The sequence below is a fragment of the Phaeobacter sp. NW0010-22 genome (assembly GCF_040365955.1).
Lineage (GTDB): Bacteria > Pseudomonadota > Alphaproteobacteria > Rhodobacterales > Rhodobacteraceae > OMPR01.
Window position 1 is genome coordinate 160,017 of sequence record NZ_BAABWT010000003.1, and the last position, 24,880, is coordinate 184,896.

Consider the following 24,880-nt stretch of genomic DNA (forward strand, 5'->3'; position numbering starts at 1 on the left):
CCGTTTAGGTATGTCTCATCCTGCGCCGAGAAAGGGCGTGTTACCTTGATTCAGGTCATGCTCTTGAAGCAGCTCATTTTAGCCAAAAGTTTCGGCCACATCATACATCACCGGCTCAAAGCTTTTGCACATTTCATTGATCTTGCGATTGCGTTCCCGCATCTCAGACGTCCGCAACATCGCCAGAAAATCTTCGCGCTTTTCCCACTGGGAATAATTGGCAATCCGCGTTTGCGCGTCGTTCACATGCAATCCAGCAGACACAAATCCCGGCTGTTTCGAGATAAAGTCCGCATAGGCTTCTGTCAGGGCTTCGAGCAGATCCTGACACGTGCCTGGTGTCATTTCAAAGGTGGTGATCACAGTCTGGACAGTGGCGGCTTTGGAAATTGTTGGCATGCTGGTCCTCCTTGACTCGGGTCCAGCCTATCACAAGTTGTGCAAAACTTCCTCAATTTCCTGCATCAAACCAGTGACTTCGCTGTGGGCTGGCCCTTTTCGAGCTTCCAACGCCGTGCGCCCCTGCCCCAATGTCTCGGCATAGACCACTCGATTGGACAAAACGGCTGTGGCCACGCTGGCGTCCATTTCCGCGGCCTTGGCCGCCACATCCGCTGCAAGACGGGTGCCCGGACGGGCGCGGGTCATCACCATCATCGCGGGTTTGCGCTCGCGATCCGCCAGATACAGCACAACCTCAACCGCCCATAAATCCAGATGCGATGTAGCCACCGGGATCAACACCAGATCCGAGGCCCGCAAAGCCGGGCGCAAATCGCTGTCCGCTTTGGGAGGGGTGTCAATGATCACAATATCATGTTTTTCGGCCAGTTTGCGCACCTCATAGGTGACACCCCAGGCCGAGGCAGTGGAAAACTCCAGTCCCGGATCGTCGTGCGTCTCAAGCCGGGTCATAAACCAGCGCCCCGAACTGCCCTGCGGATCAGTGTCCATCAAGGCCACAGACTTGCCCGCTTTGGCAAAAGCTACCGCCAGATTGACGGCCATGGTTGTCTTGCCTGCGCCCCCTTTTTGTTGCGCAATCGTTATGACATATCCCACAGGCCGGTCCCCTCTAACGCCGCATCGCAGCATAGAGAGGAAAAACCCCGGCGCAATGGACATTTCGACCCAATTTAAGAACTTTTTAAGGAACTTGATAACACATTGTTAACCTCGGCAATTCAACCTGAGACCGGAGGCGTGAGATGTGTCGTATCCTGGCCTTTTGTATCCTTTTCCTGACCGCGGCCCACTCGGCTTACGCCGGTGCATGGATGCGTGAACAGGGCTCCGGCTTTCTCGCCGTCTCCGCGACACTCCACCAAAACAACAACGTGCTCGATTACAAATCGGCCGTCTATGCGGAATGGGGCTTTAGTCCGCGCCTGACACTGGGGTTTGACCTGAACGAACGCCCCGGACTATCCGGCCACGCGCTGTTATTTTCGCGCTTTCCAATTGCAGACCTGAACGAGTTAGGCAGGTTCGCCGCCGAAGTCGGCCTTGGTGCACATCACGGGCCCCAAGACTGGCACCCGATGTACAAATTCACCCTCTCCTACGGGCTAGGCTTTGCAAAGCCCTGGGGATCTGGATGGCTTGCCGTCGATGCAGCCATGGAACACCGCACAGGTGCTGGCGACCCGTTTTATAAGCTCGATCTGACCGCAGGCCTGTCCAATGACCGCCGGTTCAATCCTCTGCTGCAGCTCGAAACCACATACATAAAAGGTTCGCCGATCCTGTGGACCGTCACACCCTCTGTCATGATCAAAGCCAAGAAAAACATCCGCTGGGTCGTCGGGCTTGAAAACAAATCCGCCTACCCCAAAGGTGTCGGTCTCAAAATCTCCCTCTGGCGCGACTTCTAACCTCACCAGAGGGACGAACACCCTTACACTTTGTCGATCCGAATGTTCACTTCGACGGACCCCTGCACAGCCTCTGACCACACAACATCAATCGCATTGTCCTCCGCACCACGCTCATGGCGCACATAGGGCATTGTATAGCGTAAACTGCCCCCTGCCGTGCGGATGCCATCCACCGCGACCAGCCCTTCAACCGATCGGGCATTGGCGCCAAACGGCAATTCGTCGTTGGTGTCCACGGTCCAGGTCTGAGCCGCTGTCGACTGCACATGGCGCACACGCAACGGGTTGTTCACCTTTTTCGTCACGCCGTGGTACATATTTGCCGTGTAAGTCACGTTTTTGCTGCGCGTAAAGTTGAGATCAGCAAAGCTGGTATCTACCCGCTCGGCCCGCTCAATGTATCCACTGGTCGCCCGGAACTTGTTGCCAGTCACCGTCACACCGTTCAGCCAATGCCCTGTTCCATACGGCTTAACGACAATGAAGCTGAACCAAGGGGCCACATCACCAGCCAAAAAGATATTGTTGGTAATGCTCATCGAACTGAACGAAAAACCACCATCAAAATCTGGTTGCGGATCCCGTTCATTCGTCCATTCAATGAAACAGTTATCGACATAGTTGCTAGATACCATGCCGCAATTGTAGTCCCCAATCAGGATCAAACCGGCACTTCGAATACCGTCTGATACATGATCGCCCTGGAAAAAGTGATTGCCGATAACCATGCTGTTGTCGCCGCCCAGCACCGCGAAATGCTTGAACATTGTCGCCCGATTGTTGCGCAGCTTCACATCGTTTGCGTTGGCATTGATCGCAATTGAAGTCCGCTCCGCGACGTCCAGCGCCTCTTCTGCCGACAGGAACTGACACTGATCAATAAGCAGACCCTGACACCCGCCCCCTATCGAGGTAATCCCCCGGTCTTTGGGGCGACTGATAAAGCAATCACTCAGGCTGAAGGTCGCGCCAATCGCAGGCAGACAAATCGCGCTACATTGCGAGTTACACTGGAACTCAATATCTAGCATGTTGAACTTGGTCAGCTTACTAAAGCCTCGAAAATCCAGCAGATATTTGAATTCGGTAAAGGTAAAGTTCTGCGATCCATCCGCATCATATAGACCCGCATTCATCGTCAACTCACCAGCAGCAACATCTTTGGATCGCACATAGATCTCGCGACCGACCCCATTGCCTGTGATCAACGCCCCAACTGGAATATTGGCGATATTCGTTACATTCTTCAGCTTCCGTGAATCCGCGGGATCATAGGTCGCAACCGAGGTGAACACTTCCGTGTCCCAAGCCGCGTTTCCTTTAACGTCGAATTCACCATTGCACACAACACGACGGGTAGAGATAGACGTTTTGTTGGGCACAGCCGCCTGCATGTCGATCGGGCCGTTGACGGCAATCTTGCGCCCGCCCATGTCCAGCGTTTCGTGATCGACACTGTTCATAAGGGCCTGAAATGCTTTGCGGAAGGCCAGCTCTTCATCCCCAAAAGCATCAATATAGTTGGGCAGATCGAAATTCTTGGTCAGCAGCAGCATCTGATCTGTTGGCATCGTTACCGTGCCATCAAACTTCACTTCAGAGCCCAGATTGACCGTCTGGTTCAGACGGTAAGTGCCCTCAGGCACATAAATCGTGCGTCCGTTCGCTGCTGTATCCGCCGCTTCAAAGGCCTCCGAGTCATCGGTGGTGCCGTCACCCACGGCGCCAAAGTCACGCACATCGACGACGCCGATAAGATCACGCAGGAACGCGCTGGTGATATCGATGACTTCGATGTCATCCACACGCACGATGCCGCCATTTGCCCCCTCTAGATTCAGACCAAAGTGACCGTACAGAGCACCGCGCCCCCATGGCATATCCACACCGCCACGCGCGCCCGATCCGACAATGGCCGTGATCTCCACGACTTCGCCATAGGTGGTCAACGTCGTCGCAGGACCCACCTCTGTCACGCCTGAAACATGGTTATTGCCCGCACCCCCGGCCCAAGCCGCAATCCGTACCGAAGGTAGATTGCCACTGATGGCTTTTACCCGCGCCTTGATTTGCAAGTAGCAACCCGGCTGCAAAGGTGTCTGCCCCATATGCCGCAGCTTCTGCGTAGGCGAGGTCTTTTGCAGCTCCAGACAGCCGCTGAAATCAGCATCCGATGGCACAAATGCAGCGTTAACAGCGCCGTCATATGTATCTGACCCCGGCGTACCATCGCCGCTGGACCAAACCGTCAAACCATCCTTGAACAGAGGTGGCATAAAGTTAATGCCGTCGGTGATTGCCTTGTTCATCAAATTCCCTTTCCCAAACGCGCCGCAGGTCACCTGCAAAGGCGCATACTGTTTCGGGTCCGGGCTGCACCCGAACGCGAGCCATGGAATAGGAAAAAGGAATTAAAACCACCTCACAGCACCGTCACGGTGCCGTTGCCTCAGGCTGCGATGCCCGGGGCCTCTAATACCTGTACTGCATTGATTTTCCAGATACCTTCCAGGTTTACCATTTGGTAATCCAGCACATGCACGTGCCCTTTGGCATCGGTAATCATCACCTTTTGCCACAATTGACCCGCCACGTCGCGCAGGTCCAGAAACCTAAGCTCTGCTGGACGCCAGACCATGGGATAGCCATTCTTGACCATCGCGCCAAAGTTCTCGGGCGATCGAAACACCTGTTGGATGGTTGGGCTGGCAAAAGAAAAGGCCGAGTCAAAATCATCAGCCTGAAAGGCTTCTATCTGGGCGCGTATATTCGCCTCTATTTCGGTGCCTTGTGCATGGGCCGGCGCATACAGACCAACGCTCAACAAAACTGCAAAAATGAAATGGCGCATGACGCCTCCCCTTTGATGTTGCCATCAAGAGGTAGCCTCACGCGCCTTTTCGTCAATCCTGAACGAAATCGCCTGCCAACGCCTGATCAATCAACGCGACAGTTTCCGCCACGCCATACAGCGCAATGAATCCACCAAAACGCGGCCCCTGACTTGCCCCCAACAGCACTTCGTACAGCGCCGTGAACCAGCCACGCATCGGGTCAAAGCGTTCCCGCCCAACCGAATACACCACGGATTGCAGCGCCTCGTCTGCGATCTCACCATCATAGGCCACCAGCTCAGCCCGCAACGCCTCAAGTGCTTCGCGTTCTTGGTCAGTTGGCAAACGGAAGGTGCGCGTTGGCTTCACAAAGTCATTGAAATACCGCACCGCAAAACCCGCCGCCTGATCTAGGTCAGGATGCGTTTCCGCTGTGGCATCCGGCGCATAGCGACGGATAAAGCCCCATAATGTCTCTTTGTCCTCGGCACCCGATACAGACGCCAGGTTCAACAGCATCGCAAACGGAACCACCATGTTCGACTCAGGCACATTGCCCCCGTGGATGTGCCACACCGGGTTGTTCAACTGCGCCTTGGGCTCTTGCGTGTGATAGGCCCGCAATTGCTGGTGATACTCGTCCACCGCTTTTGGGATCACGTCAAAGAACAACCGCTTGGCGGTCTTGGGCTTTTGATACATGAAATACGACAGGCTCTCGGCACTGGCATAGGTTAGCCATTCGTCAATCGACACACCATTGCCCGAAGACTTCGAAATCTTCTGCCCGTTTTCATCCAGAAACAGCTCATAGGTGAAATGCTCGGGCGCTTTGGCCCCCAACACCCGACAGATTCCGTCATAGATCGGCGTGTTGGTGCTGTGGTCTTTGCCGTACATCTCAAAATCAACGCCCAGCGCCGCCCAGCGAGCACCAAAATCTGGCTTCCACTGCAACTTCACATTGCCGCCGGTGACGGGCAGCGTCCATTCTTTGCCGTCTTCGTCATCAAAGGTGATGGTGTGATCCGCCACATTCACCGACTTCATCGGCACATACAGAACCCGGCCCGTTTCAGGGTGGATCGGCAGGAAAATCGAATAGGTCTGACGTCGCTCTTCGCGCAACGACTTCAGCATGATCGCCATGATATCGTCATAGCGCTCCACGCACAGGCGCAGAATGTCGTCAAACTGGCCCGAGCCATAGAACTCAGTCGAGCTGACGAACTCATAATCAAACCCAAAGGTGTCCAGGAACCGGCACAGCATCGCATTGTTATGCGCCCCGAAACTGTCGTGGGTGCCAAACGGATCGGGCACGACTGACAATGGCTTTTGCAGGTGCTCTTCCATCGCGGCCGCATTGGGCACATTACCCGGCACCTTGCGCATACCATCCAGATCGTCCGAGAACGACACAAGCTTGGTTGGGATATCACTGATTTCCTCAAACGCGCGCTTGATCATTGCCGTGCGCGCCACCTCACCAAAGGTGCCGATGTGCGGCAAGCCCGACGGACCATATCCGGTCTCGAACAACACATACCCCTTTTCAGGCGGAGACTTTGAATAGCGTTTGAGCACCCGGCGCGCTTCTTCAAAAGGCCAGGCCTTGGACGCAAGAGCGGTTTCACGCAGATCAGACATATCAGTCTCCATAGGGGAAGGGATGTCGGACGCCCCATGCGCCCAACCGTTTTCTCCTATTGTGCAAGCGCGGCATGAGTCAAGAAAGCGCCCCCTAAACAGGCATTATTTCTGCCCCTTTTCCGCAATCCAATGCAGAATCTCCTGCACAGGACGATCTGCGGCCAATCCATCGCGCGCCATTAGGAAATATCCCCGTGTCGAAATCGCATGTGGCCCCTGCAACCGAGTCATCGCCCCCGTTTCCAGAAAACTGTCCAACACCCCGTCCCAACACAACCCAACGCCCTGCCCCGCAAGGGCCGCATTCACCAGCATCGCATAGGAATTGAAATCCAACACCCGATTGCCTTTAGTGCGTTCGACTCCGGCAGACCGGAACCAACTGGGCCAGTCATGCCAGTGACTGCGCGCGGTTTCCATTGTCAGCAATGTCATTGCAGACAGATCATACTCAGACCCACTCATCCCCCGCTTTGCCAGATACAGCGGACTTGCCACAGGAAACACCGCCTCCCCCAACAGACGCGTTTCCTCGCCCTCTTCGGGTAACCCAAACCGGATCACAACGTCACCGGGGCGCACTGCCTCACCATACTCTTGGCTTATGATCCGAATCGTTACGTCTGGAAACGCATCTTCCAATTCCCCTAACCGCGGGATCAGCCAAAACGCCACAAACCCAGACGGCGCTGTTACGGTGACAACCCGCCCCTGCGCCGCTTGTCGGATCTGTGCAACCGCACTTTCGATCTGACCGAAACCACCATGCAGCGCCTTCAACAAATCCCTACCTGCCTGCGTTAAACGCACTGGTTTGCGGCTGCGATCAAACAATGGAATGTCCAAATCCGCCTCCAATGCCGCAATCCTGCGTGAGATCGCCGGTTGCGACACATTTAGCTCCTGCGCCGCAGCAGTCAGTGTACCATGGCGTGCAGCCGCATAGAATGCAGTCAGCCCTGAAAAGCCCGGAAGTCGCTCCATCTATCATAACCTCAACGTATAATCCCGCTCAGCTTTAATGTATTGCCCAAATCACGCAACCCCTCCTAACTGACCGCAAACAGAAAGGAGCCCACCATGACAGACGAACTCAACACACTGGCTACCGATTTCAGCGACACCGAAATCTTGCACCAGCCCAGCAACCTACCCCACGCCCCCTTGGTCATTGATGCCGCCCATGTGCCGCTGTCAGGTGGCACCGATCCCACCTATGGCGAGGTCCGCTGGCGCACCCTGATCAACGGGTCCGCCGACACGCCTCGCGATATGGTTCTGGGTATTGCTGAATTCGAACCCCACGGCCGCTTGCTGCCCCATCGCCATGATCCCCCCGAATTTTATCTCGGGCTGGACGGCGACGGTATCGTCACCATCGACGGCGTTCCGCACAACATCGCCCCCGGCATCGCCATCTATGTGCCCGGTGGCGCAGAACATGGCACCCAAGCGGGTGAGAACGGCCTGCGGTTCACCTATGGGTTCGCGACCCCAAATTTCGAAGATATCGAATACCGTTTCACCGCCAACGCTTGATTGCCGCAGTAAAAGAGAAAGGCGGGTGTTGTGCACACCCGCCCCCGACCGTATCTTAGCCATGCAACATATTAGCAGGATACGGATTTATGAACGCGCAAACCCCTCATTCCCTGACCCCTCAGGATTGTCTCGTGGCGATCATGGTCGCCGTCTCTGCCTCTGACGAGAACATCCGCACCGCCGAACTGGTCAAAATCCAGTCTGCCGTGAATATGCTGCCAGTCTTTGCAGACTATGACATCGACCGCATCAACCGCGTCTCGTCGATTGTGTTTGATCTGTTTGAGCAGGAAGACGGGCTAGATGCCCTGTTTGGCCTGACACGCGATAACTTACCCGAGCGGCTCTATGAAACCGCCTATGCGTTAGCGTGTGACGTTGCCGCCGCCGATGGCAACTTGGCTGAATCCGAACTGCGCCTGCTGGAAGAAATCCGGTACGAGCTCAGTATCGACCGCCTGCATGCCGCAGCAATTGAACGCGGCGCACGGGCGCGCCACGTCATCTAAAGCACTTCGCGAAAAGCTTGAGACACCGTTTAGCACTTAACGCGTTGAAATCTTTGATTTCAGGCAGAGTTAAGTGATTCAAGTATTTCGCGAGGCTTTAAGCTCAGCTTCCATACAACACGGCCCATCGCTCGATCAGCTTTTGCTGAAGCTGCTTCGAGCGGCGGTTCCACGTCCGAGCGCCCGGCGGCACTTCCCGATCAGCGCGCTTGATTCGCGATCTGGTCGCGGTGTCCGCAGTAAAGATGGCAAATGCCAATTCGGTGCCATCGGTCGCGGTCATAAACCCACCCAACCCTGACACAAAATTCAACGTGCCAGTTTTGGCATCCACCTTGACCGGATGCTTGCTCATCACACGCCCATTTGAATCCCGCATCTTGAACGGTTTGAGCATGTGGCGCAGCCCACCGGCCTTGCGCACCTGGACCAATGCCCCGACCAAATCTTGCGGCGTCATCCGCGACGCAGATCCCAGCCCGGAATGATCCACCATCCGTGTGTCTTTCATTCCATACTTGCCAGCCGCCCAACGGCTCATGGCCGACGCGGAATCCTTCAGCGACGATGGCCGCTTGCCCCGCGCCGCTGTGGCCGTCATCCCGACCATCTCTGCCGTCAGGTTGTTGGAATACTTCAGCATCGCCTTCAGAATACGCTCAAGCGGTGCACTGCGATGGGTCACCAACACCGAACTGGTTGGCAGGCTCTGCACCACTTTGACCTTTTTCAGCACGATCCCGTTTGCTCGCGCCATGGTCTGGAACACGTCGCCTGCATACAGGGCTGGTTTGCGCACCGGCAACCACCGCGCGCCCCCCTTGCCCAGCGCGCCACGCGCTACTGTCCATTTGTCAATCCGGGGGGTTTCTTCATAGGTGTAGACTGGCAACTGGCGATTCACGACCCGCATCTGCGCCATCGCCACCTCGGGGCGGTACTTGGCCGTACGCGCGTCCATCGTGACGCCATACCCCTTGCTGGTTCGCTTCCACTCGAAATGCACCCGATTGAAATTCAACGCGATCCCAGACACACCCGGGCTATAGCCCACATGGTCCGGCTGATCCCGGTCAATCGTGTGAACCTGCGGCAACATCCCGTCATAAACCTTGAACGCACCGCGCACCTCGCGCACGCCTGCCACCTTCAGTTGACGCGCCATCTCGGCCAATGTGGTGGTGTCCAATGTCGGGTCACCGCCCCCCGCAAGGATCAGATCCCCCTTCAACACGCCGTTCTTTATCGGCCCCGTCGCCAGCACCCGCGTTTCAAACTGGTATCCTCCCCCCAGTACATCCAAAGCATAAAGCGCCGTCAACGCCTTGGCGACACTCGCTGGGGGCAAACCCGTCGCCCCCCCAACGTTCTCTAGCGCCGACCCGGATTTGACATCAGCCACCGCAAACGCGACCTCACCCTTCAAGCCAGCCTTGGCAATTAAATCCTCTGGGCCGACCTGCGCCAACGCCAGCGCCGCCTGTCCCCGCGCCTGCGGCCGCAACGACCGTACCGGCGCATTTGCCCAAGCCGTCCCATGCGCCACAAACGCGCCCAACGACCCAAGCAATACTCTTCGTGAAATCTGTTTTACCATACCCCATACAAACCCAGAGCATCATGGCAAACAAGCGTCAGTTTGCGGGTTTTTCAAGGAAGTTTCCCATGATAGGCGCGACATATGTTCCAAGCTGTCCTCCTTATGTTCGTCGCCATGTCCCTGATCCCAACCGGAGATATGGCAGGTAAACTCCTCACCGGCAGCTATAACGCCTCCCCCCTGTTCGTCGCTTGGTCCCGATTTGCCCTTGGTACGTTGATGATCCTGCCCTTTACCCCGCGCACGGCCTTTCCGCTGCTGCTCAACTGGCGGATCTGGTTTCGCGCGCTCCTGCTGGCGGGTGGCATCTTCTTTATCCAAACCGCACTGCAAACCGAACCGCTGGCGAATGTCTTTGCCGCCTTCTTCATTGGCCCCATCCTCAGCTACGCGCTCTCTGCCATCCTGCTGCGTGAACCCGCGACCCTGCTGCGCTCGGTCCTGATGTTGACCGGCTTCGCGGGCGTTCTGTTTGTGGTGCGCCCCGGTTTTGGCGCTTCACCCGGCCTTGGCTTTGCGGTGCTCGCCGGGTGCTTCTATGGCAGCTTCCTAACCGCCTCGCGCTGGCTGTCGCACCTCGGCTCTGCCCGCGCACTCAGCTTTACCCAACTGTTTATCGCGGGGCTGATCCTGACGCCTGCCGGGATCCTGCAAATCCCCACCCTAACGCCGGCCATCGCCTCGCTCACCCTGCTCAGCGCGCTGGGCTCCATGCTGGGCAACCTGCTGCTGCTCGTGGCCTATACCCGCGCGCCATCAACCAAACTCGCACCGTTGGTCTATTTCCAACTGATCGCCGCCACCGGGCTCGGTTGGGCTGTCTTCAACGACTTGCCTGACGCCTACACGTGGGCCGGTCTGGCGTTGGTGCTTGGGTCGGGTCTGACCTCAGCCCTGCTCCGACGCTGATGTTGACGTTGGCGTTGACCACCCACCTCGCGCCCGGATCTGGGTCGAGCTGACATCAACCATCGGCACATTCGCAAAACACCACGCCGGGGCCTCGGCCTGCCCCAATAACTGACGCGCCTGCCCGTCCAGACGATACTTGGCGAAGGCCCGCGCCGCCGGTGACATCCTTGCCGAGATCCGATCCCCCGGTCGCGCCACAACGCCCACCGGCACCCGTTCCATGATACTGCGCCAGCGTTGCCAACGATGCAGCTGCGCCAGATTATCCGCGCCCATCAACCAGACAAACCGCACGCCGGGATACAGCCGCTGCAGCACCTCCAACGTATCCACCGTCGCTCGCGTGCCAATCTGCGCCTCAATATCTGTAATCTCGACCCGAGGGTGATCCATCATCGCCCGCGCCGCTGCCATCCGGCGCGCCAAAGGCGCAGGCCCGCGCTTTTTCAACACATTACCGGGGCTTACCAACCACCACACCCGATCCAGCCCAAAGGCCTTGATCGCCTCGCGCGTCACATGCACATGCCCCGCATGTGGCGGATCAAACGAGCCGCCCAGCAACCCAATCACCTGACCTGACCGCGCATATGGAATGGAGTATCTCATAATCCCTCTGAGTGACCCGCCACGCAGATGTTGTCAATCAACAGGCCACACAGCATCGCCCAACCGGACCCTGCTGCCCGGCACATTCCACTTTCACAAAACCACGCCACGCTCTAAACAGCTCTATCTTCGCTAGTTCAGGAAAAATCATGGCGCAAAAAGCCACCATCTATAAAGTTGAGCTATCCGTGTCCGATATGGATCGCCACTATTATGAGACCCACAAGCTGACCGTTGCCAAGCACCCTTCGGAGACGGATGAGCGGATGATGGTGCGTCTTCTTGCTTTTGCTCTGAATGCCCATGAACAATTGGAACTCACCAAGGGTCTTTCAACAGATGATGAGCCAGATATTTGGCAGAAAAGCCTGAGTGGAGAGCTTGATTTGTGGGTGGCCTTGGGGCTTCCAAGCGAAAAGATTGTGCGTCAATCTTGCGGCAAAGCCAAAGAGGTCATCGTCTACAGTTATGGTCGGGCGGCTGATGTGTGGTGGGAAAAAATCAAAAACAGCACCACCCGTTTTGACAACCTTCAGGTCGTCAACTTTTCAGAGTCAGACACCCGCGATCTTGGGAATCTTGCAAGTCGTTCCATGAAACTGCAGGTCAATATTCAGGATGGGGATGTGATGGTCAGCGTTGACGAAAGCGTTGCCTACGTGACCCAGACCATATGGAAAAAAACGACGTAGGAACCGGGTGCTCTTCGTAACCGAGTTCCCACACGGTCTCGGGATTGGCTCATATGTATGCGGCCGCATGATCGACGTCCAAATGTGCAACGATCAGGTAGGCAAGCATCATTACAACCAAAATAGGCAATGGCAGCCCGAGGGGATAAATCCCCAGACTGCCACGACCCTTTAATCCCCGTCCGCAACCCCTTCAGCACGCAGCCGGGCACGGCGCGCCCGATAGCTTGGCAGAACAACCAACAAGCCTGCGATCACAAGTAGGCCAAGCGTCATCGGGCGTTCCCAAATAAAGCCAACACCATCATAAAGCTGCATCGACCGGGCAAAGTTATCTTCCAGCATACCGCCCAGAATGAACCCGATCAGCAGGGGCGCAAGCGGATAATCGGCAAAGCGCAATGCCGTTGCACAAACCCCAAAGCCAACCAACAATAACAATTCAGTGGCGTTGTTCTGCCCGATATAGGCCCCCATCAGCGTAAAGAAGAGGATAAACGGGATCAGGTAATTGCGCGGGATAGAGAGCACTTTGGCGATGTAGGGGATCAGTGGCAGGTTCAGGATTAGTAGTACCAGATTACCAATGAACATCGACATGATGACGGCCCAAAAAATCTGTGGCTCATCAATCATCAGACGCGGACCGGGGGTGACGTTAAGCGCGATTAACGCCCCCAGCAGGATCGCCGTTGTCCCCGAGCCAGGAATGCCCAGCGTCAACAACGGCACAAACGATCCGGTACAAGCCGCATTGTTGGCGGTCTCAGGTGCCGCGAGACCTTTGATAGATCCCTTACCAAACTCCTCCTGCTCTTCCTTGGTGGCGATATTGCGTTCGACTGCGTAGCCCAGGAAACTGGCAATCGTCGCGCCGGCGCCCGGTAAAACGCCGATGAAAAAACCCTGAAACGATTGGCGCCCGATGACGGGGGCAATGGCCTTGGCTTCCGCTTTGGTGATGCGCAGGTCTTTGATTTCCCCGTCTTGCTCAGCTTGAGCAGTTTTGGGTTTGAGGACAAGAAACAAGGCTTCGGGCAGCGCGAACATTGCCATCGCAAGAGTAACAAAACCAAAACCAGACTGAAGATCCATGATCCCCATCGTGAAGCGCGGCAAGTTGAACAAAGCCCCTTCGCCTACGGTTGCCATGATCAGCCCAAGGATCGTCATCATCAATGCCTTGGCAACTTGTCCGGTGCCAGCAAAGGCCGCGATGGCCGAAAGCCCCACGACCATCAGCGCGAAATACTCGGCGGAATGGAATAGCAAAGCGACAGAAGACAGCGCTGGCGCAAAAACCATCAACAACAGCGCACCAATGCTGCCACCGGCAAAGCTGGCAATGGCGGCGATAGTCAGCGCCTTGCCTGCTTTGCCCTGTTTGGCCATCGGATATCCGTCAAAACTTGACGCCACCGTGCCTGCAACGCCCGGTGCATTCAGCAGGATCGAGGATGTCGAGCCACCGAAAATGGCACCATAATAGACACCCGCCAACAAGATGAGCGCAGCCGACGGATCCCCCATCGAAATCGCAACCGGGATCATGATCGCGATGATCGACATCGGTCCAAGACCCGGCAACATGCCAATGAACGTGCCGATAAGGCAGCCGCCAATCACCATGAGAAGGTTTTGTAGGGACAGAGCCGTTTGCAGGCCGATTAAAAGTCCTTCGAGCATGGCATTACCCTCCTATAAATCCGGGTAGTGGGCGCAGATAAATGCCAAGAACCTGCTGCACGAGATACCAGACAATCAATGTTGCAATCAGCGAAACAGACACCATCACAAGCCATTTGCGTTCGCCTAGAATGAACGACCCGAGGATAAGAAATGCACACGTGGAAAAAATGAACCCCATCGGGCGCAGACACAACGCATAGCCAACCATCAGCGCCAGAAGCATCAGCGCCTGCCCCAACTTGTACTCGCCCAGACGTCGGTAATCGATATCCGCAACCTTGAGTTCCGACTTTTCGAGCCCCAGCAGAATGACAAGCGATAAAAGCAATCCGATCACCGATAGAACCTTGGGAAAGGTGCTGGGCCAGATTGGGTTGCGTTTCATAAACGGAGCCAACCCGCCGTCCATCGTAAACCAGGCCGCGTATCCATAGGCCAGGCAGATACCGACAAGAATGAGTGCGATCCAACGATCGAGTGCCATGACCCTCTCCCTCACAGAATAGAGGCAGAGCGGCACACCGCTCTGCCCGAACAGGTTAACTTTAGAGGAAACCCAGTTTCTTCATGAGGTCACCAATGACCTGTTCTTGCTCTTCCAGGAACGTTTTGAAATCATCACCCGAGTTATGGATGTTGACCCAACCGTTACGGGCGCGCACCTCTTCCCACTCAGGGGTGTCGTACATGCTCGCCAGTGCGGTTTGGTACATGGCAAGCTTGTCTTCGGGCAGGCCCGGCGCCGCGAAAAACCCGCGCCAGTTCACAAAGGTTGTATCGATCCCCTGTTCCTTCATGGTCTGGGCATCCGGCGCAGCGGGTACGCGCTCGTCCGAGGTCACACCGATGATTTTAACCTCACCTGCGCCAGCCAGATCCACCGCTTCTGAGAACCCTGTCGACAGGGCGGCAATCTCGCCTGACAGCAGCGCCGCCATGGCTTTGCCTCCCGCATCATAGGGGATGTATTTGACCGCAAGCGCATCTTTACCAGCAGCCTCAAACGTCATGGCAGCAACAAGGTGGTCCATGCCTCCGGGTACAGATCCGCCACCGATCGCAGTGCCACGTGGATCAGCGTCAAAAGCCGCCATCAAGTCATCCATAGAATTGATGGGGCTGTCCTTGCCCACAACGATCGCGGCATAATCACCGATGGTGCCAGCAACAAGCGTCAGGTCGCGGAAGTTATGCGGAAACACACCGGTCAGGGATCGGATTACGATGGGGGTCGAGTTGACCATCAGGGTGCCATGGTTGCTGTCTGCGTTTTCAATCAGAAAACCAATGGCTTTGCCGCCCCCGCCGCCTGACATGTTTTCATAGGACGCGTTGCCAACGATACCGGCTTTGGTCAGCGCCTCACCGGTTCCGCGTGCGGTCCCGTCCCATCCGCCACCGGCGCCACCTGGGATCAGAAAGTGCAGGCTCTCGAGCGCTTTGTGCCCATCGGCCAGCACCGGTGAAGCAAAGGCCAAGGCGGCAGCGGCGGTCGCCATCAGGGTGCGACGGCCCAGTGAAAAACTCATCATGATCTCCTCCAAATTTGACAACTGTCCGAAAGGTGGCTCAGTTGACTGAAGTAACCACAACAACCTGACACGGACCTGTCACGGCCGTCTCCAACTGAGCAAAGCGCATGAAATTCCTATTGATCGAGGACAACACAGAGCTGGCGAATGCAATTTGCACACGGTTGCAAATTGATGGTCATGTTGTTGATCATGCGGGTAAAATTGAAGATGCCCTCGCCTTCGTCGAGATCGGAGAATACGATCTTATCTTGCTGGATATAATGCTGCCTGACGGGGACGGACGCATGTTTCTGAAACAGCACCGCGCCGGGAAAAAGGACACGCCTGTCATCGTTTTGACAGCACGCTCGCAGGTGTCTGACAGAATCAGCATGTTGGATTTGGGGGCGGATGACTACGTGACGAAACCCTTCGACCACGAAGAGTTGCAGGCCAGATGCCGCGCCGTTTTGCGCCGCAATTCCGGCACTGCCCAGACGACGACCCGGCTTGGCAACGTCGCTTTTGATCCGGTGGCTGGCAGCCTGACCATAGACGGCACCGCTATCAATCTGCGAAACCGGGAATTGCGCCTGTTAGAACTGCTGATCAATGCACCCGGCCAAATTTTCCCGAAACACAAACTGTTCGACCGCTTGTTTTCATATGACGAAGACGTCTCCGAAAACGCCATCGAAGTCTATATCGGGCGGCTGCGCAAACACTTGGAACCCTCTGACTTGAGAATTACGACGCTCCGCGGCCTTGGCTACAGGCTTGATCATGACTGACACTGTCAATGTCTCGGGTTCGTTGCGAAACCGTCTGACACTCACGTTGATCGGTGGGGCCGCGATGCTGGCCGCCTTGCTATTTTTCGTCGTGCGTGGCTACGCCGCCCAGATTGCCCAGCAAGGGCAGGACAGCATTCTCGAAGCCTCGGTGATGTCCATTCTGGATGCCGCGATCCTGCGCAATGGTGACGTCGAAGTCGATTTTCCCTATGCGTCGCTGTCGATGCTCAGCACTGCGGCGGACGACCGGGTTTTTTATTCTATCTATCAAGATGATAGCTTGCTGTCCGGCTATGGGGATCTGCCCCATGACACAGGCCAACTGAGGGATCGAATGGCCCACAAAACCACCCAATTCGACGATGTCACCGTTCGCATGGCAACCGCATCGCGGATGTTGGTCGGGGCGGACACGCGCACCACTATTTCGGTTTCCGTCGCTCAAACACAGGACGCCTTGCAAGTGACGCTGGCGCGCATTTCCCGCAATGTTGCCCTGTTCGGTACAGTGTTCTTCCTGCTGTCGGTGCTGCTGTCTTTCTGGGCAACCGCCACGACGATCCGGCCACTACAGCGCCTGACCACGTCCGTGACCAAAAGGGGCCCCAAGGATCTCAGCCCCGTCGCCAGCCCTGTCCCCGTCGAGATGGCCGCGCTTGTCTCGTCTCTCAATCGCCTGATGGGGCGGCTTGATACATCGCTGAAGCAATCCGAAGATTTCATCGCCGAAGCCGCCCATCGTGTCCGCACCCCGCTGGCGACTGTGCGCTCTCATGCCGAAGCGACATTGCAGCGCGTCGATCGCGACGAAAACAGGCAGGCGCTGCGGGCGATGATCCGCGCCATCGACGAAAGCTCCCGCGCTGCGGGGCAATTGCTGGATCACGCAATGATCACCTTTCGCGCCGACCATCTGGAACGGTCCGAGGTTGATCTGGTCGATCTGCTGCACGAACTTGTTCTGCGTCTGACGCCAGTCGCCGATATGCGGGATATCAACCTGATAATCACGGGGGACAGGCAGGTGATCGTTGCCGGTGACAGTATTCTTTTGCAAAACGGTATTCGCAACTTGATCGACAACGCCCTCAAATACTCGCCCGCAGAAAGCGACATCACGATACATGTGACCGCGCTCCCGACACCGCAAATTGAAATCCGTGACCAAGGGCCGGGCTTTCCAGAAAGCGACATGGACAAGTTGGTGTCGCGGTTCTCGCGTGGGGACAACGTCAAAGGGATCATTGGTTCGGGACTGGGCTTGACCATCGCGCAGGATGTCGCCCAGGCCCACGGCGGAACACTCACCCTGTCCAACCCCAACGGAGGCGGCGCATGCGTTACCTTTTCGCTTTAATCCTTAGCCTTTGGCCGTTTGTGTCAGGGGCGCAGGACTGGGAAGACCGGCAACTGTTTCAAGCCGGCAACACCGCACAGACCCTGCGTATCCTTTCCAGCACAGACACCTCTTTTTTTGCGCCGATAATCGAGCAATTTCTTTCTGACACCCCGGCATGGTCGGTCGAATATCTGGTGACTACGACGTCTGATATAGATCGGAAATTTCGCGAAAATCCTGACCAATTCGACATTATCATTTCCAGTGCGATGGATCTGCAGTTGAAACTCGTCAATGACGGTTTCGCGCTTGAACTGTCCGGCATTGACCACCCGGAATGGGCACAATGGCGCCAGCGCCTATTTGCATTCACGACCGAACCCGCAGCTATTGTGATCAACAGCCGCGCGTTCAAAGACAAAACCATTCCCCAGACAAGACAAGAGCTGATCCATGCACTACGCCAGCAGCCCGACCTGTTTCGCGGCAAATTGGGGACATATGATGTTCGGCAATCGGGCGTGGGCTATCTGTTCGCGACACAGGATGCACGCGTATCCGAAACCTATTGGCGTCTGATGGAAGTCATGGGCAGCCTCAACGCGCGGCTTTATTGCTGCTCGGGTGAAATGATTGATGATGTGGCATCCGGAAAATTGCTGGTCGCCTACAATGTGCTGGGCAGTTATGCTGCGGCGCGCCGACAAAAAGACCCGCGTTTTGAGATCATCCTGCCGTCGGATTTCCCGACCACGATGATGCGGACCGGATTTGTCTCAAAAGCAACACAACACGTCGATGCCTCGGAACGATTCATCCAAAAAATGATTGATATCCAGTCCACTGATGGCAGCACGGGCTCTTCCCGTCTGCCGCCTTTGGACAAATCCCTACAGGGGACAAACCCTTCCGTTATCTCGCTTGAACCAGCACTCATGACATACCTCGACGGTTTGAAACGGCGAACGTTCATCAAAGAATGGATGAGTGCCGTGGTGCAATAAAAAGATTTAGAAAGCCGCGCAATGTTGCAGCTCATCAGCAAGCCCATTTCGCGCGGACATAGTTATGATCATTCAACGGATCGCCAATGCGCGATTGGAACTCCACATCCCGTGAGTAACGCCAGAACAGCCCCTTCAGGGCGTGCGCGGGGCAGGATTTCCCCCTTGCAACCTCCATTGCCCCGCCCCGCACCTTCCGCTATCACACCGCCCAACCCGAATTCCCTGTATCCAGAGGACGCACCATGGCTGCCTATCAATACGTCTACCACATGCAAGGGGTCTCCAAGACCTATCCCGGTGGCAAGAAATGCTTTGAAAACATCCACCTGAGCTTTTTGCCCGGCGTGAAAATCGGTGTGGTCGGCGTCAACGGCGCCGGTAAATCGACCCTGATGAAGATCATGGCCGGCCTCGACAAAGATTTCACCGGCGAAGCCTGGTGCGCCGAAGGGGCCAAAGTCGGCTACCTGCCACAGGAACCCAAGCTCGACGAGACCCTCACCGTGCGCGAAAACGTCATGCTGGGCGTCGCCGAGAAAAAGGCCAAAGTCGACCGCTTCAACGCCATCGCAATCGAGATGGCCGAGAACTACACCGACGAGCTGATGGAGGAAATGACCACCCTTCAGGATTCCATCGACGCCGAAAACCTCTGGGATCTCGACAGCCAGATCGACATCTCGATGGAGGCCTTGCGCTGCCCCCCTGATGATGCTGAAATCGCCAACCTCTCGGGCGGTGAAAAGCGCCGCGTCGCGCTGTGCAAACTGCTGCTCGAAGCCCCCGAAATGCTGCTGCTCGACGAACCCACCAACCACCTCGACGCTGAAACCATCGCTTGGCTGCAACAGCACCTGATCGACTACAAAGGCACCATCCTCTGCGTCACCCACGACCGCTATTTCCTCGATGACATCACCGGCTGGATTCTCGAACTCGACCGCGGCAAAGGCATCCCTTACGAGGGCAACTATTCTGCATGGCTGGAACAGAAAGCCAAACGTCTGGAGCAAGAAGCCCGCGAAGACAAATCCAAGCAACAGACCCTCCAGCGCGAACTCGACTGGATGCGTCAGGGCGCCAAAGCCCGTCAGGCCAAATCCAAGGCCCGGATCAACGCCTATAACGACCTCGCCCAACAGTCCGAGCGCGAAAAACTCACCCGCGCCCAGATCGTCATCCCCAACGGCCCCCGTCTGGGCGGCAAAGTGATCGAGGTCGACAACATCGCCAAGCACTACGGCGACAAACAACTGGTCGAGGGTCTCACGTTTGCCCTGCCCCCCGGCGGCATTGTCGGCGTCATCGGCCCCAACGGTGCCGGTAAATCGACCCTGTTCCGCATGTTGACCGGTCAGGAACAGCCCGACACCGGCTCTGTCACCTATGGCGATACCGTCAAACTGTCCTACGTCGATCAGTCGCGTGATGACCTGAACGATAAAGAGACCGTCTGGGAATCCATTTCTGGTGGGGCCGAGATCATTGAACTGGGCGACGCGCAGGTCAACTCCCGCGCCTACTGCTCCTCGTTCAACTTCAAAGGCGGCGATCAGCAAAAACCGCTGAACCTGCTGTCAGGTGGCGAACGCAACCGCGTCCACATGGCCCGTTTGCTGAAAGAAGGCGGCAATGTCCTCCTCCTCGATGAACCGACCAACGACCTCGACGTCGAAACCCTCCGCGCTCTCGAGGACGCCCTCGTCGACTTCGCCGGCTGCGCCGTGGTCATCTCGCACGACCGTTTCTTCCTCGACCGGATCTGTACCCACATTCTTGCCTTCGAGGGCGACGCCCACGTGGAATGGTTCGAGGGCAACTTTGAAGACTACGAAGAAGACAAGAAACGCCGGTTGGGAGCGGATGCTCTGGAGCCCAAGCGGTTGAAGCATAAGAAGTTTGTGCGTTAAGGTTGTAAGGCGGGGGCAATCTAATTATTGCTCCCGCCCCCCCAGTTTTGAGTGGAATCATGGATTTTTCCGACTTTCAGAAAGAAATGAAGCGTTTTAAAAAACCCGTCTGCACGTGTATGAGCATCTCAAAATCTGGAGAACGGTGCAAAAACAAACCTATATCCTCGCATTCACTCCAAAAATCTATGGCTTTGAAAAGAATACAAAGCAATGGGCATGTAATTTCGCCGCAACCTTCATTCACTCCAAAAACCTTCAAAATTGATCTGAAAAAAGTGGGTCACTCCAAGGCATCGACGTTCCCAGTTTTTTGCAAAAAACACGACAAAGAAATCTTTTCAGAAATCGAAGATCAATTCGAGGAGCTATCTCCAAAAGCTCTGACATTGCTAGCATACCGGTCTGTTTCAAAAGAGCTATTCACTAAATTAGCACAGATACGCATGCACACTTCAGATCGCTTCAGAACCAGCATGATAAAGACTCATGGCGAGAGCTACTACGATGAATACATCCAAAACGCTGTCGTCGCAAAAGCTGAGCTAGAAGGTGCAAAGTCTCAACTAGAAGAAATGCTGCATACTGATAGCTTTGAAAACTTCATCTCACAACTATTCCTTTTTGAAGACAATCTACCTTGTGCTTATTCAGGTTCTTTTTCTCCAGAATTTGACCTTCATGGAACCAAAATACTTCCTGATAGCAAAGACGATTGGGGAATTATTTTTGCGTTTTGTGGAAATGTCGGGGGTCAAAACCTCCTACTTCTGGCCTCGACCGGGCAGCAGAACCCGGAACAAATAGAGCGGTGGTTTAAGAGTGTTGAGGAAAAGGAGTTCGATACACTAGATTTTGCGATCAACTTAGGCCTTGATTACTTGGAGAACATTTTCCTTTCGCCGGATTGGGTCGAAGGATTATCCCCCATGCTTCAAAAGCACATACTACGCAAAGCCGGGATTGGCCTCCCCTTCGCTGGCCCACGATCACCAGACGGCTTATTCGAAATTCAGTTCCAGAAAGCCCAACAAAAGACCCGCGCCTGACCTTGGGGAGGTGCAAAGCGCCTTCCCGGGGGGAAGGTCAGGCGCGGGTCGTGCCGCTACGCGTCACACCCCAAAAGACGCACCCAAACCGCAATCCGGCCACCGCCCCTCTTCAATCCGCAAACCACGGCGCGCAGGGCTCCGCCCGTTCAAACCTCAAACAGTCCCCCAGACTGTTTGTCCCTCCGGGAACCGGCGTGAACTCCCAAGGGGAAGGTCAGGCGCGGGTCGTGCCACTCCGTGACACCCCCCAGCAAGACGCACCCAAAACCGCAATCCGACCAACGCCCCTCTTCAATTCGCAAACCCCGGTGAGAAGGGCTCCGCCTGTCCAACCCTCACTCCCGACCCGCCGCGTTTGCCACTTCGCAAACCGGTTTGATCCCCCAAGCTGAGGTCAGGTACGAGTTGCGACACTCCGTGGCACGCTCGCCCCTCCCAACTCTGCCCCCACCAAAATCCAGCGAGTGCCCAGACCAACCTCGGGTGCAGCACATCCCAATCCGCGACCTACCCAAAACCGGGAATCGCCCCCCCACAACAGCCCCTTGTCACTGATTTACCGACCCATCCCCGCCACCGATGCGACTCGCGTTCCGGCAAAGAGCAGCAAAACAAGCGATGTTCCGCCACGGATCAAAAGGCTGATGAAAATGGTATGGAATTCCATACCTCACAACTCAAGGTAAGGAAAAGGTTAACGAATAACCGGCAGGAAACAGCTGAAATTGGCTATATTCCCTCAATAGACACAGTTTGAACACAATTAGGTGTAACCTAAGGTTGCACGCTCCGGGGAATCGTGCACACTCAACTAACAAGTGTGCAAATGGGCTGCACGAAAGGGGAATGATTTGGCTTGGTTTGGTCTGATACTTTGGCTTGGAGTCGTCTAATATTATGGCTTGGTTTGGTCTGATATGTGGGGTCTTTGGCGGAATGCTCGCATCCGTGCTGGGCTACACCGTCTGGTCCTTACCCTTGTGGCTGTCCCTCGCTTTGTACCCGCTGGTTGGAACACTGGTGGTGTTCGCCACCATCGCCTTGGCGATCTGGTCCAACCGTCCGCCGCGTCCACCGCACGCCGCACCTGTGCCTGCCGCCCCCCTGCGTCACGCGCACTAAATCCTGAAAATGAAGTCTTTGTTCTGGGGTGGGTGAACCTTTGCCCCTGTTTTGCTGCCGACATACGCCGGTGCACAGCGGGTGCACGCCCGGTGCACGCAAGTCACCCCCCTGTTTTGGCCCAAGTCAAAGGGCATGAACGCACCGTTCGCTGGCAGCTTTAGGCGGACTCAAAGGTTAACGTCAGCCCCGAACCCAGCCCACAATCTGCCCTTCGCGCAGCGCTCCAGACTGGCGTTTCTTTTCCTTGCCCCGCTCGAACGCGACCATGGTCGGGATGCCTTTGATCCGATACCGCGCCCCCGTGGATTGATGCGATTGCGTGTTCAGCTTGACCAGCCGCGCCTTGCCATTCAGCTTTTTGGCCGCTTTGGAAAACTCAGGTGCCATCATCTTACAGGGGCCACACCACGGCGCCCAAAAATCGACCACCAGCGGCAAGTCGTCGTTTTTGCTCGCCTTTTCCAAAATAGCCGGACTCACTTCGATCGCTTCTTTGGGCACCAGCGCCTTGCTGCACTTGCCACATTTCGCCCCCGCATCCAGCTTGGAATCCGGCACCCGGTTCAATTGCCCGCAGCTCAGGCAGGTCAGCGTCTTATCGCCCATCTTCGAAATCCTATTCCATTTCCCCTCAGATAAGGGTCCCTACTGCGCCGGTACAACCCGCGGCCGCCCATCCGGGTCAATCGCCACAAAGGTAAACACCGCCTCGGTCACCTTTTCTCGATCCCCACTCCGGTCCCGCAACACCCAAGCCTCAATCTCAATCCCCATAGAACTCCGCCCCACCCGCGCAACGTGGCAATAAATGCACAACACATCCCCCACCCCGACCGGGCGAATGAACTTCATGGCATCCACTGCCACTGTTGCGACGCGTCCTTTGGCCCGTGCCCCGGCCATGATCCCAGCAGCGATGTCCATTTGGCTCAGAACCCAGCCCCCAAAGATATCGCCATTCACGTTCACATCTTTGGGCATCGCCAATGTGCGCAGGGTCAATTCCCCTTGCGGTGTTTCGTTTTCCATCACATTTCTCCGACTTTGCCGCATCGCGGCATCGCACACACTAGAACCTGTCACAGCATTGACTGCAATCCACTTCACGAAGGCGTCACACGGGTTTCGCCACACACATCATTTCCCTAGATCTGAAGAATGACCCACATTAAGCGCCTTACGCTCTCACTACTCGGCCTCGCCATGCTTGTCGGCCTCGCCATGACATTCAACGTGACCCAATACTTGGGTGCCCACCCTTGGTGGTCGGGCAAGGTTATATGGATTGGAATCCCCATCGGAGCGCTCCTTTCCCTGCTCACCTGGGGACTCCATGTTGCGCGACTGCCGCGCCTAATTGGCTTTGGCGCATTTACAATACTGTCTTTTTCGCTGGCTCATATTGGCAAGTCTCGGTTTGCCGCGTCCTACGCCGAGGACATGTTCGCCGGACAAATGTGGTATTTCGGTTGGGTCGCCACCTGTGCCTTCTGCGCAGCAACTTTGATCTCAATTTTCTGGCCCACACGCCAAAAGCATTGACCCAATGAATTCAAAGGCAAAAGATAGGGCATCCCAACTCAAAAGTGAGCCCAAGCATGTTCTCACGCCGCACCTTCCTAACTACGGCAACAGCAGCCACCGCGCTGCCTCAAATCACGCAGGCCAATTCATCCGCGAATTATGATCCAACCCCACAACCGGTTCGGATCAAAAAGGATTTTTTACCTGGCCAGTTGCTTATCTTGCCGCGCTCCTTTTACCTGTATTTCGTGACAGAGCCCCGAAAGGCCCTGCGATATGGCTGCGGCGTCGGGAAAGCGGGCCTCGAATTCACCGGCACTGCCGTTATTCAGGTAAAAAAGGAATGGCCAACTTGGCGCCCGACCCAAGAGATGATCGACCGGTCTCCTAAAACTTATGCCCGTTTCGCCAACAATTCCTACGTCGAGCCGGGTGGCCCCGAAAACCCACTGGGTGCGCGCGCGTTGTATCTGTTTCAGAATGGGGTCGATACTTATTTCCGAATTCATGGCACGACCCAACCCGAAACAATTGGCCAAGCTGCTTCGAACGGATGCATCAGAATGTTGAATGAACATGTCATCGATCTTTACAATCGGGTTCCGCTTGGAACTGTCGTGACCGTTCTCTGAGCATTTCTCTTCAGATACCGCACTCAACCACGATACTAGGCCCCCCGCAGCGGGAAAGAACCGACC

Annotated in this window: 26 protein-coding genes; 13 read left to right on the forward strand and 13 right to left on the reverse strand. The window is 55.9% G+C overall.

What is annotated here, in order from left to right:
• Positions 1 to 78: 78 nt before the first annotated feature.
• The gene (locus ABWV33_RS07650) at positions 79 to 399 is read right to left on the reverse strand and encodes an antibiotic biosynthesis monooxygenase family protein (RefSeq protein WP_113825332.1); all 321 of its coding nucleotides are present in this window, start codon (positions 397 to 399) and stop codon (positions 79 to 81) included.
• A 30-nt stretch (positions 400 to 429) separates the two neighbouring features.
• Entirely contained in the window at positions 430 to 1,062 is a 633-nt protein-coding gene (gene parA, locus ABWV33_RS07655) for a ParA family partition ATPase (RefSeq protein ID WP_121998431.1), read from the reverse strand.
• Between the two features lie 146 nt (positions 1,063 to 1,208).
• On the opposite strand from parA, the gene ABWV33_RS07660 reads away from it, so the two are divergent.
• Positions 1,209 to 1,874 (forward strand): hypothetical protein, encoded by a 666-nt coding sequence (locus ABWV33_RS07660; protein ID WP_353329846.1) that lies wholly within the window; start codon positions 1,209 to 1,211, stop codon positions 1,872 to 1,874.
• 23 nt (positions 1,875 to 1,897) lie between these two features.
• On the opposite strand, the gene ABWV33_RS07665 is transcribed toward ABWV33_RS07660, so the two are convergent.
• From ABWV33_RS07665 to ABWV33_RS07680, 4 genes are all read right to left on the reverse strand, one after another.
• Positions 1,898 to 4,186, reverse strand: a complete 2,289-nt coding sequence (locus ABWV33_RS07665) for a glycosyl hydrolase family 28-related protein (RefSeq protein ID WP_353329848.1) — start codon at positions 4,184 to 4,186, stop codon at positions 1,898 to 1,900.
• 140 nt (positions 4,187 to 4,326) lie between these two features.
• Entirely contained in the window at positions 4,327 to 4,728 is a 402-nt protein-coding gene (locus ABWV33_RS07670) for a DUF4864 domain-containing protein (protein ID WP_353329850.1), read from the reverse strand.
• Between the two features lie 52 nt (positions 4,729 to 4,780).
• Positions 4,781 to 6,361 carry a lysine--tRNA ligase gene (locus tag ABWV33_RS07675; RefSeq protein WP_353329852.1) on the reverse strand — a complete coding sequence of 527 codons (1,581 nt, stop codon included), beginning with the start codon at positions 6,359 to 6,361 and terminating at the stop codon, positions 4,781 to 4,783.
• 105 nt (positions 6,362 to 6,466) lie between these two features.
• Complete coding sequence (locus tag ABWV33_RS07680; protein ID WP_353329854.1) at positions 6,467 to 7,348, reverse strand: LysR substrate-binding domain-containing protein; 882 nt, start codon at positions 7,346 to 7,348, stop codon at positions 6,467 to 6,469.
• Positions 7,349 to 7,444: 96 nt separating this feature from the next.
• Between ABWV33_RS07680 and ABWV33_RS07685 the strand changes: the two genes are divergently transcribed.
• Together ABWV33_RS07685 and ABWV33_RS07690 are read left to right on the forward strand one after the other, a co-directional pair.
• Entirely contained in the window at positions 7,445 to 7,903 is a 459-nt protein-coding gene (locus ABWV33_RS07685) for a cupin domain-containing protein (protein WP_121998425.1), read from the forward strand.
• Between the two features lie 89 nt (positions 7,904 to 7,992).
• Positions 7,993 to 8,415 (forward strand): tellurite resistance TerB family protein, encoded by a 423-nt coding sequence (locus tag ABWV33_RS07690; RefSeq protein ID WP_121998424.1) that lies wholly within the window; start codon positions 7,993 to 7,995, stop codon positions 8,413 to 8,415.
• A gap of 103 nt (positions 8,416 to 8,518) precedes the next feature.
• Here ABWV33_RS07690 and dacB read toward each other — a convergent pair whose 3' ends face one another.
• Positions 8,519 to 10,012, reverse strand: coding sequence for a D-alanyl-D-alanine carboxypeptidase/D-alanyl-D-alanine endopeptidase (gene dacB / locus ABWV33_RS07695; protein WP_353329856.1), 1,494 nt, complete (start codon positions 10,010 to 10,012; stop codon positions 8,519 to 8,521).
• Positions 10,013 to 10,096: 84 nt separating this feature from the next.
• Here dacB and ABWV33_RS07700 point away from each other — a divergent pair, with 84 nt between their 5' ends.
• Positions 10,097 to 10,924: a DMT family transporter gene (locus tag ABWV33_RS07700; protein WP_353329858.1), complete on the forward strand. Its 828-nt coding sequence runs from the start codon at positions 10,097 to 10,099 to the stop codon at positions 10,922 to 10,924.
• On the opposite strand, the gene ABWV33_RS07705 is transcribed toward ABWV33_RS07700, so the two are convergent.
• The gene (locus tag ABWV33_RS07705; protein WP_353329860.1) at positions 10,904 to 11,536 is read right to left on the reverse strand and encodes a nicotinate-nucleotide adenylyltransferase; all 633 of its coding nucleotides are present in this window, start codon (positions 11,534 to 11,536) and stop codon (positions 10,904 to 10,906) included. The genes ABWV33_RS07700 and ABWV33_RS07705 overlap by 21 nt on opposite strands.
• Positions 11,537 to 11,685: 149 nt before the next feature.
• Between ABWV33_RS07705 and ABWV33_RS07710 the strand changes: the two genes are divergently transcribed.
• On the forward strand, positions 11,686 to 12,228 hold the full coding sequence (locus ABWV33_RS07710) for a YaeQ family protein (protein WP_121998418.1): 543 nt from the start codon (positions 11,686 to 11,688) through the stop codon (positions 12,226 to 12,228).
• A gap of 171 nt (positions 12,229 to 12,399) precedes the next feature.
• Here the strand turns inward: ABWV33_RS07710 and ABWV33_RS07715 are convergent, their stop codons facing one another.
• The 3 genes from ABWV33_RS07715 to ABWV33_RS07725 all read right to left on the reverse strand — a co-directional run bounded on the left by ABWV33_RS07715 (position 12,400) and on the right by ABWV33_RS07725 (position 15,446).
• Positions 12,400 to 13,914 carry a tripartite tricarboxylate transporter permease gene (locus tag ABWV33_RS07715; RefSeq protein ID WP_353329862.1) on the reverse strand — a complete coding sequence of 505 codons (1,515 nt, stop codon included), beginning with the start codon at positions 13,912 to 13,914 and terminating at the stop codon, positions 12,400 to 12,402.
• A 4-nt stretch (positions 13,915 to 13,918) separates the two neighbouring features.
• Positions 13,919 to 14,401: a tripartite tricarboxylate transporter TctB family protein gene (locus ABWV33_RS07720; protein ID WP_353329864.1), complete on the reverse strand. Its 483-nt coding sequence runs from the start codon at positions 14,399 to 14,401 to the stop codon at positions 13,919 to 13,921.
• 61 nt (positions 14,402 to 14,462) lie between these two features.
• On the reverse strand, positions 14,463 to 15,446 hold the full coding sequence (locus ABWV33_RS07725; protein WP_404932705.1) for a tripartite tricarboxylate transporter substrate binding protein: 984 nt from the start codon (positions 15,444 to 15,446) through the stop codon (positions 14,463 to 14,465).
• Positions 15,447 to 15,556: 110 nt separating this feature from the next.
• Here ABWV33_RS07725 and ABWV33_RS07730 point away from each other — a divergent pair, with 110 nt between their 5' ends.
• The 6 genes from ABWV33_RS07730 (at position 15,557) to ABWV33_RS07755 (ending at position 22,655) form a co-directional block, all read left to right on the forward strand.
• A complete protein-coding gene (locus ABWV33_RS07730; RefSeq protein ID WP_353329866.1) occupies positions 15,557 to 16,222 on the forward strand; it encodes a response regulator transcription factor in 666 nt (221 codons plus the stop codon).
• The gene (locus tag ABWV33_RS07735; RefSeq protein WP_353329868.1) at positions 16,215 to 17,582 is read left to right on the forward strand and encodes a sensor histidine kinase N-terminal domain-containing protein; all 1,368 of its coding nucleotides are present in this window, start codon (positions 16,215 to 16,217) and stop codon (positions 17,580 to 17,582) included. Before ABWV33_RS07730 ends, ABWV33_RS07735 begins: the two co-directional genes overlap by 8 nt.
• A complete protein-coding gene (locus ABWV33_RS07740) occupies positions 17,561 to 18,568 on the forward strand; it encodes an ABC transporter substrate-binding protein (protein ID WP_113825350.1) in 1,008 nt (335 codons plus the stop codon). Before ABWV33_RS07735 ends, ABWV33_RS07740 begins: the two co-directional genes overlap by 22 nt.
• Before the next feature lie 245 nt (positions 18,569 to 18,813).
• Positions 18,814 to 20,481: an energy-dependent translational throttle protein EttA gene (gene ettA, locus ABWV33_RS07745; protein ID WP_353329870.1), complete on the forward strand. Its 1,668-nt coding sequence runs from the start codon at positions 18,814 to 18,816 to the stop codon at positions 20,479 to 20,481.
• 59 nt (positions 20,482 to 20,540) lie between these two features.
• A complete protein-coding gene (locus ABWV33_RS07750) occupies positions 20,541 to 21,530 on the forward strand; it encodes a hypothetical protein (protein ID WP_353329872.1) in 990 nt (329 codons plus the stop codon).
• Positions 21,531 to 22,430: 900 nt separating this feature from the next.
• On the forward strand, positions 22,431 to 22,655 hold the full coding sequence (locus ABWV33_RS07755) for a hypothetical protein (protein WP_113825353.1): 225 nt from the start codon (positions 22,431 to 22,433) through the stop codon (positions 22,653 to 22,655).
• A gap of 183 nt (positions 22,656 to 22,838) precedes the next feature.
• Here ABWV33_RS07755 and trxC read toward each other — a convergent pair whose 3' ends face one another.
• Both trxC and ABWV33_RS07765 read right to left on the reverse strand, forming a co-directional pair.
• The gene (gene trxC, locus ABWV33_RS07760) at positions 22,839 to 23,264 is read right to left on the reverse strand and encodes a thioredoxin TrxC (protein WP_121998411.1); all 426 of its coding nucleotides are present in this window, start codon (positions 23,262 to 23,264) and stop codon (positions 22,839 to 22,841) included.
• Between the two features lie 39 nt (positions 23,265 to 23,303).
• Positions 23,304 to 23,687 carry an acyl-CoA thioesterase gene (locus ABWV33_RS07765; protein ID WP_113825355.1) on the reverse strand — a complete coding sequence of 128 codons (384 nt, stop codon included), beginning with the start codon at positions 23,685 to 23,687 and terminating at the stop codon, positions 23,304 to 23,306.
• A 129-nt stretch (positions 23,688 to 23,816) separates the two neighbouring features.
• Here ABWV33_RS07765 and ABWV33_RS07770 point away from each other — a divergent pair, with 129 nt between their 5' ends.
• Positions 23,817 to 24,200, forward strand: a complete 384-nt coding sequence (locus tag ABWV33_RS07770) for a hypothetical protein (protein ID WP_353329875.1) — start codon at positions 23,817 to 23,819, stop codon at positions 24,198 to 24,200.
• 56 nt (positions 24,201 to 24,256) lie between these two features.
• A complete protein-coding gene (locus ABWV33_RS07775) occupies positions 24,257 to 24,814 on the forward strand; it encodes a L,D-transpeptidase (protein WP_113825357.1) in 558 nt (185 codons plus the stop codon).
• The last annotated feature ends 66 nt before the right edge of the window (positions 24,815 to 24,880 follow it).

Coding starts and splice junctions, on each gene's coding strand:
- ABWV33_RS07650 (WP_113825332.1), bottom strand. CDS start 399: ATGCCAACAATTTCCAAAGCCGCCACTGTCCAGACTGTGATCACCACC.
- ABWV33_RS07660 (WP_353329846.1), top strand. CDS start 1,209: ATGTGTCGTATCCTGGCCTTTTGTATCCTTTTCCTGACCGCGGCCCAC.
- ABWV33_RS07665 (WP_353329848.1), bottom strand. CDS start 4,186: ATGAACAAGGCAATCACCGACGGCATTAACTTTATGCCACCTCTGTTC.
- ABWV33_RS07670 (WP_353329850.1), bottom strand. CDS start 4,728: ATGCGCCATTTCATTTTTGCAGTTTTGTTGAGCGTTGGTCTGTATGCG.
- ABWV33_RS07675 (WP_353329852.1), bottom strand. CDS start 6,361: ATGTCTGATCTGCGTGAAACCGCTCTTGCGTCCAAGGCCTGGCCTTTT.
- ABWV33_RS07680 (WP_353329854.1), bottom strand. CDS start 7,348: ATGGAGCGACTTCCGGGCTTTTCAGGGCTGACTGCATTCTATGCGGCT.
- ABWV33_RS07685 (WP_121998425.1), top strand. CDS start 7,445: ATGACAGACGAACTCAACACACTGGCTACCGATTTCAGCGACACCGAA.
- ABWV33_RS07690 (WP_121998424.1), top strand. CDS start 7,993: ATGAACGCGCAAACCCCTCATTCCCTGACCCCTCAGGATTGTCTCGTG.
- dacB (WP_353329856.1), bottom strand. CDS start 10,012: ATGGTAAAACAGATTTCACGAAGAGTATTGCTTGGGTCGTTGGGCGCG.
- ABWV33_RS07700 (WP_353329858.1), top strand. CDS start 10,097: ATGTTCCAAGCTGTCCTCCTTATGTTCGTCGCCATGTCCCTGATCCCA.
- ABWV33_RS07705 (WP_353329860.1), bottom strand. CDS start 11,536: ATGAGATACTCCATTCCATATGCGCGGTCAGGTCAGGTGATTGGGTTG.
- ABWV33_RS07710 (WP_121998418.1), top strand. CDS start 11,686: ATGGCGCAAAAAGCCACCATCTATAAAGTTGAGCTATCCGTGTCCGAT.
- ABWV33_RS07715 (WP_353329862.1), bottom strand. CDS start 13,914: ATGCTCGAAGGACTTTTAATCGGCCTGCAAACGGCTCTGTCCCTACAA.
- ABWV33_RS07720 (WP_353329864.1), bottom strand. CDS start 14,401: ATGGCACTCGATCGTTGGATCGCACTCATTCTTGTCGGTATCTGCCTG.
- ABWV33_RS07725 (WP_404932705.1), bottom strand. CDS start 15,446: ATGAGTTTTTCACTGGGCCGTCGCACCCTGATGGCGACCGCCGCTGCC.
- ABWV33_RS07730 (WP_353329866.1), top strand. CDS start 15,557: ATGAAATTCCTATTGATCGAGGACAACACAGAGCTGGCGAATGCAATT.
- ABWV33_RS07735 (WP_353329868.1), top strand. CDS start 16,215: ATGACTGACACTGTCAATGTCTCGGGTTCGTTGCGAAACCGTCTGACA.
- ABWV33_RS07740 (WP_113825350.1), top strand. CDS start 17,561: ATGCGTTACCTTTTCGCTTTAATCCTTAGCCTTTGGCCGTTTGTGTCA.
- ettA (WP_353329870.1), top strand. CDS start 18,814: ATGGCTGCCTATCAATACGTCTACCACATGCAAGGGGTCTCCAAGACC.
- ABWV33_RS07750 (WP_353329872.1), top strand. CDS start 20,541: ATGGATTTTTCCGACTTTCAGAAAGAAATGAAGCGTTTTAAAAAACCC.
- ABWV33_RS07755 (WP_113825353.1), top strand. CDS start 22,431: ATGGCTTGGTTTGGTCTGATATGTGGGGTCTTTGGCGGAATGCTCGCA.
- trxC (WP_121998411.1), bottom strand. CDS start 23,264: ATGGGCGATAAGACGCTGACCTGCCTGAGCTGCGGGCAATTGAACCGG.
- ABWV33_RS07765 (WP_113825355.1), bottom strand. CDS start 23,687: ATGGAAAACGAAACACCGCAAGGGGAATTGACCCTGCGCACATTGGCG.
- ABWV33_RS07770 (WP_353329875.1), top strand. CDS start 23,817: ATGACCCACATTAAGCGCCTTACGCTCTCACTACTCGGCCTCGCCATG.
- ABWV33_RS07775 (WP_113825357.1), top strand. CDS start 24,257: ATGTTCTCACGCCGCACCTTCCTAACTACGGCAACAGCAGCCACCGCG.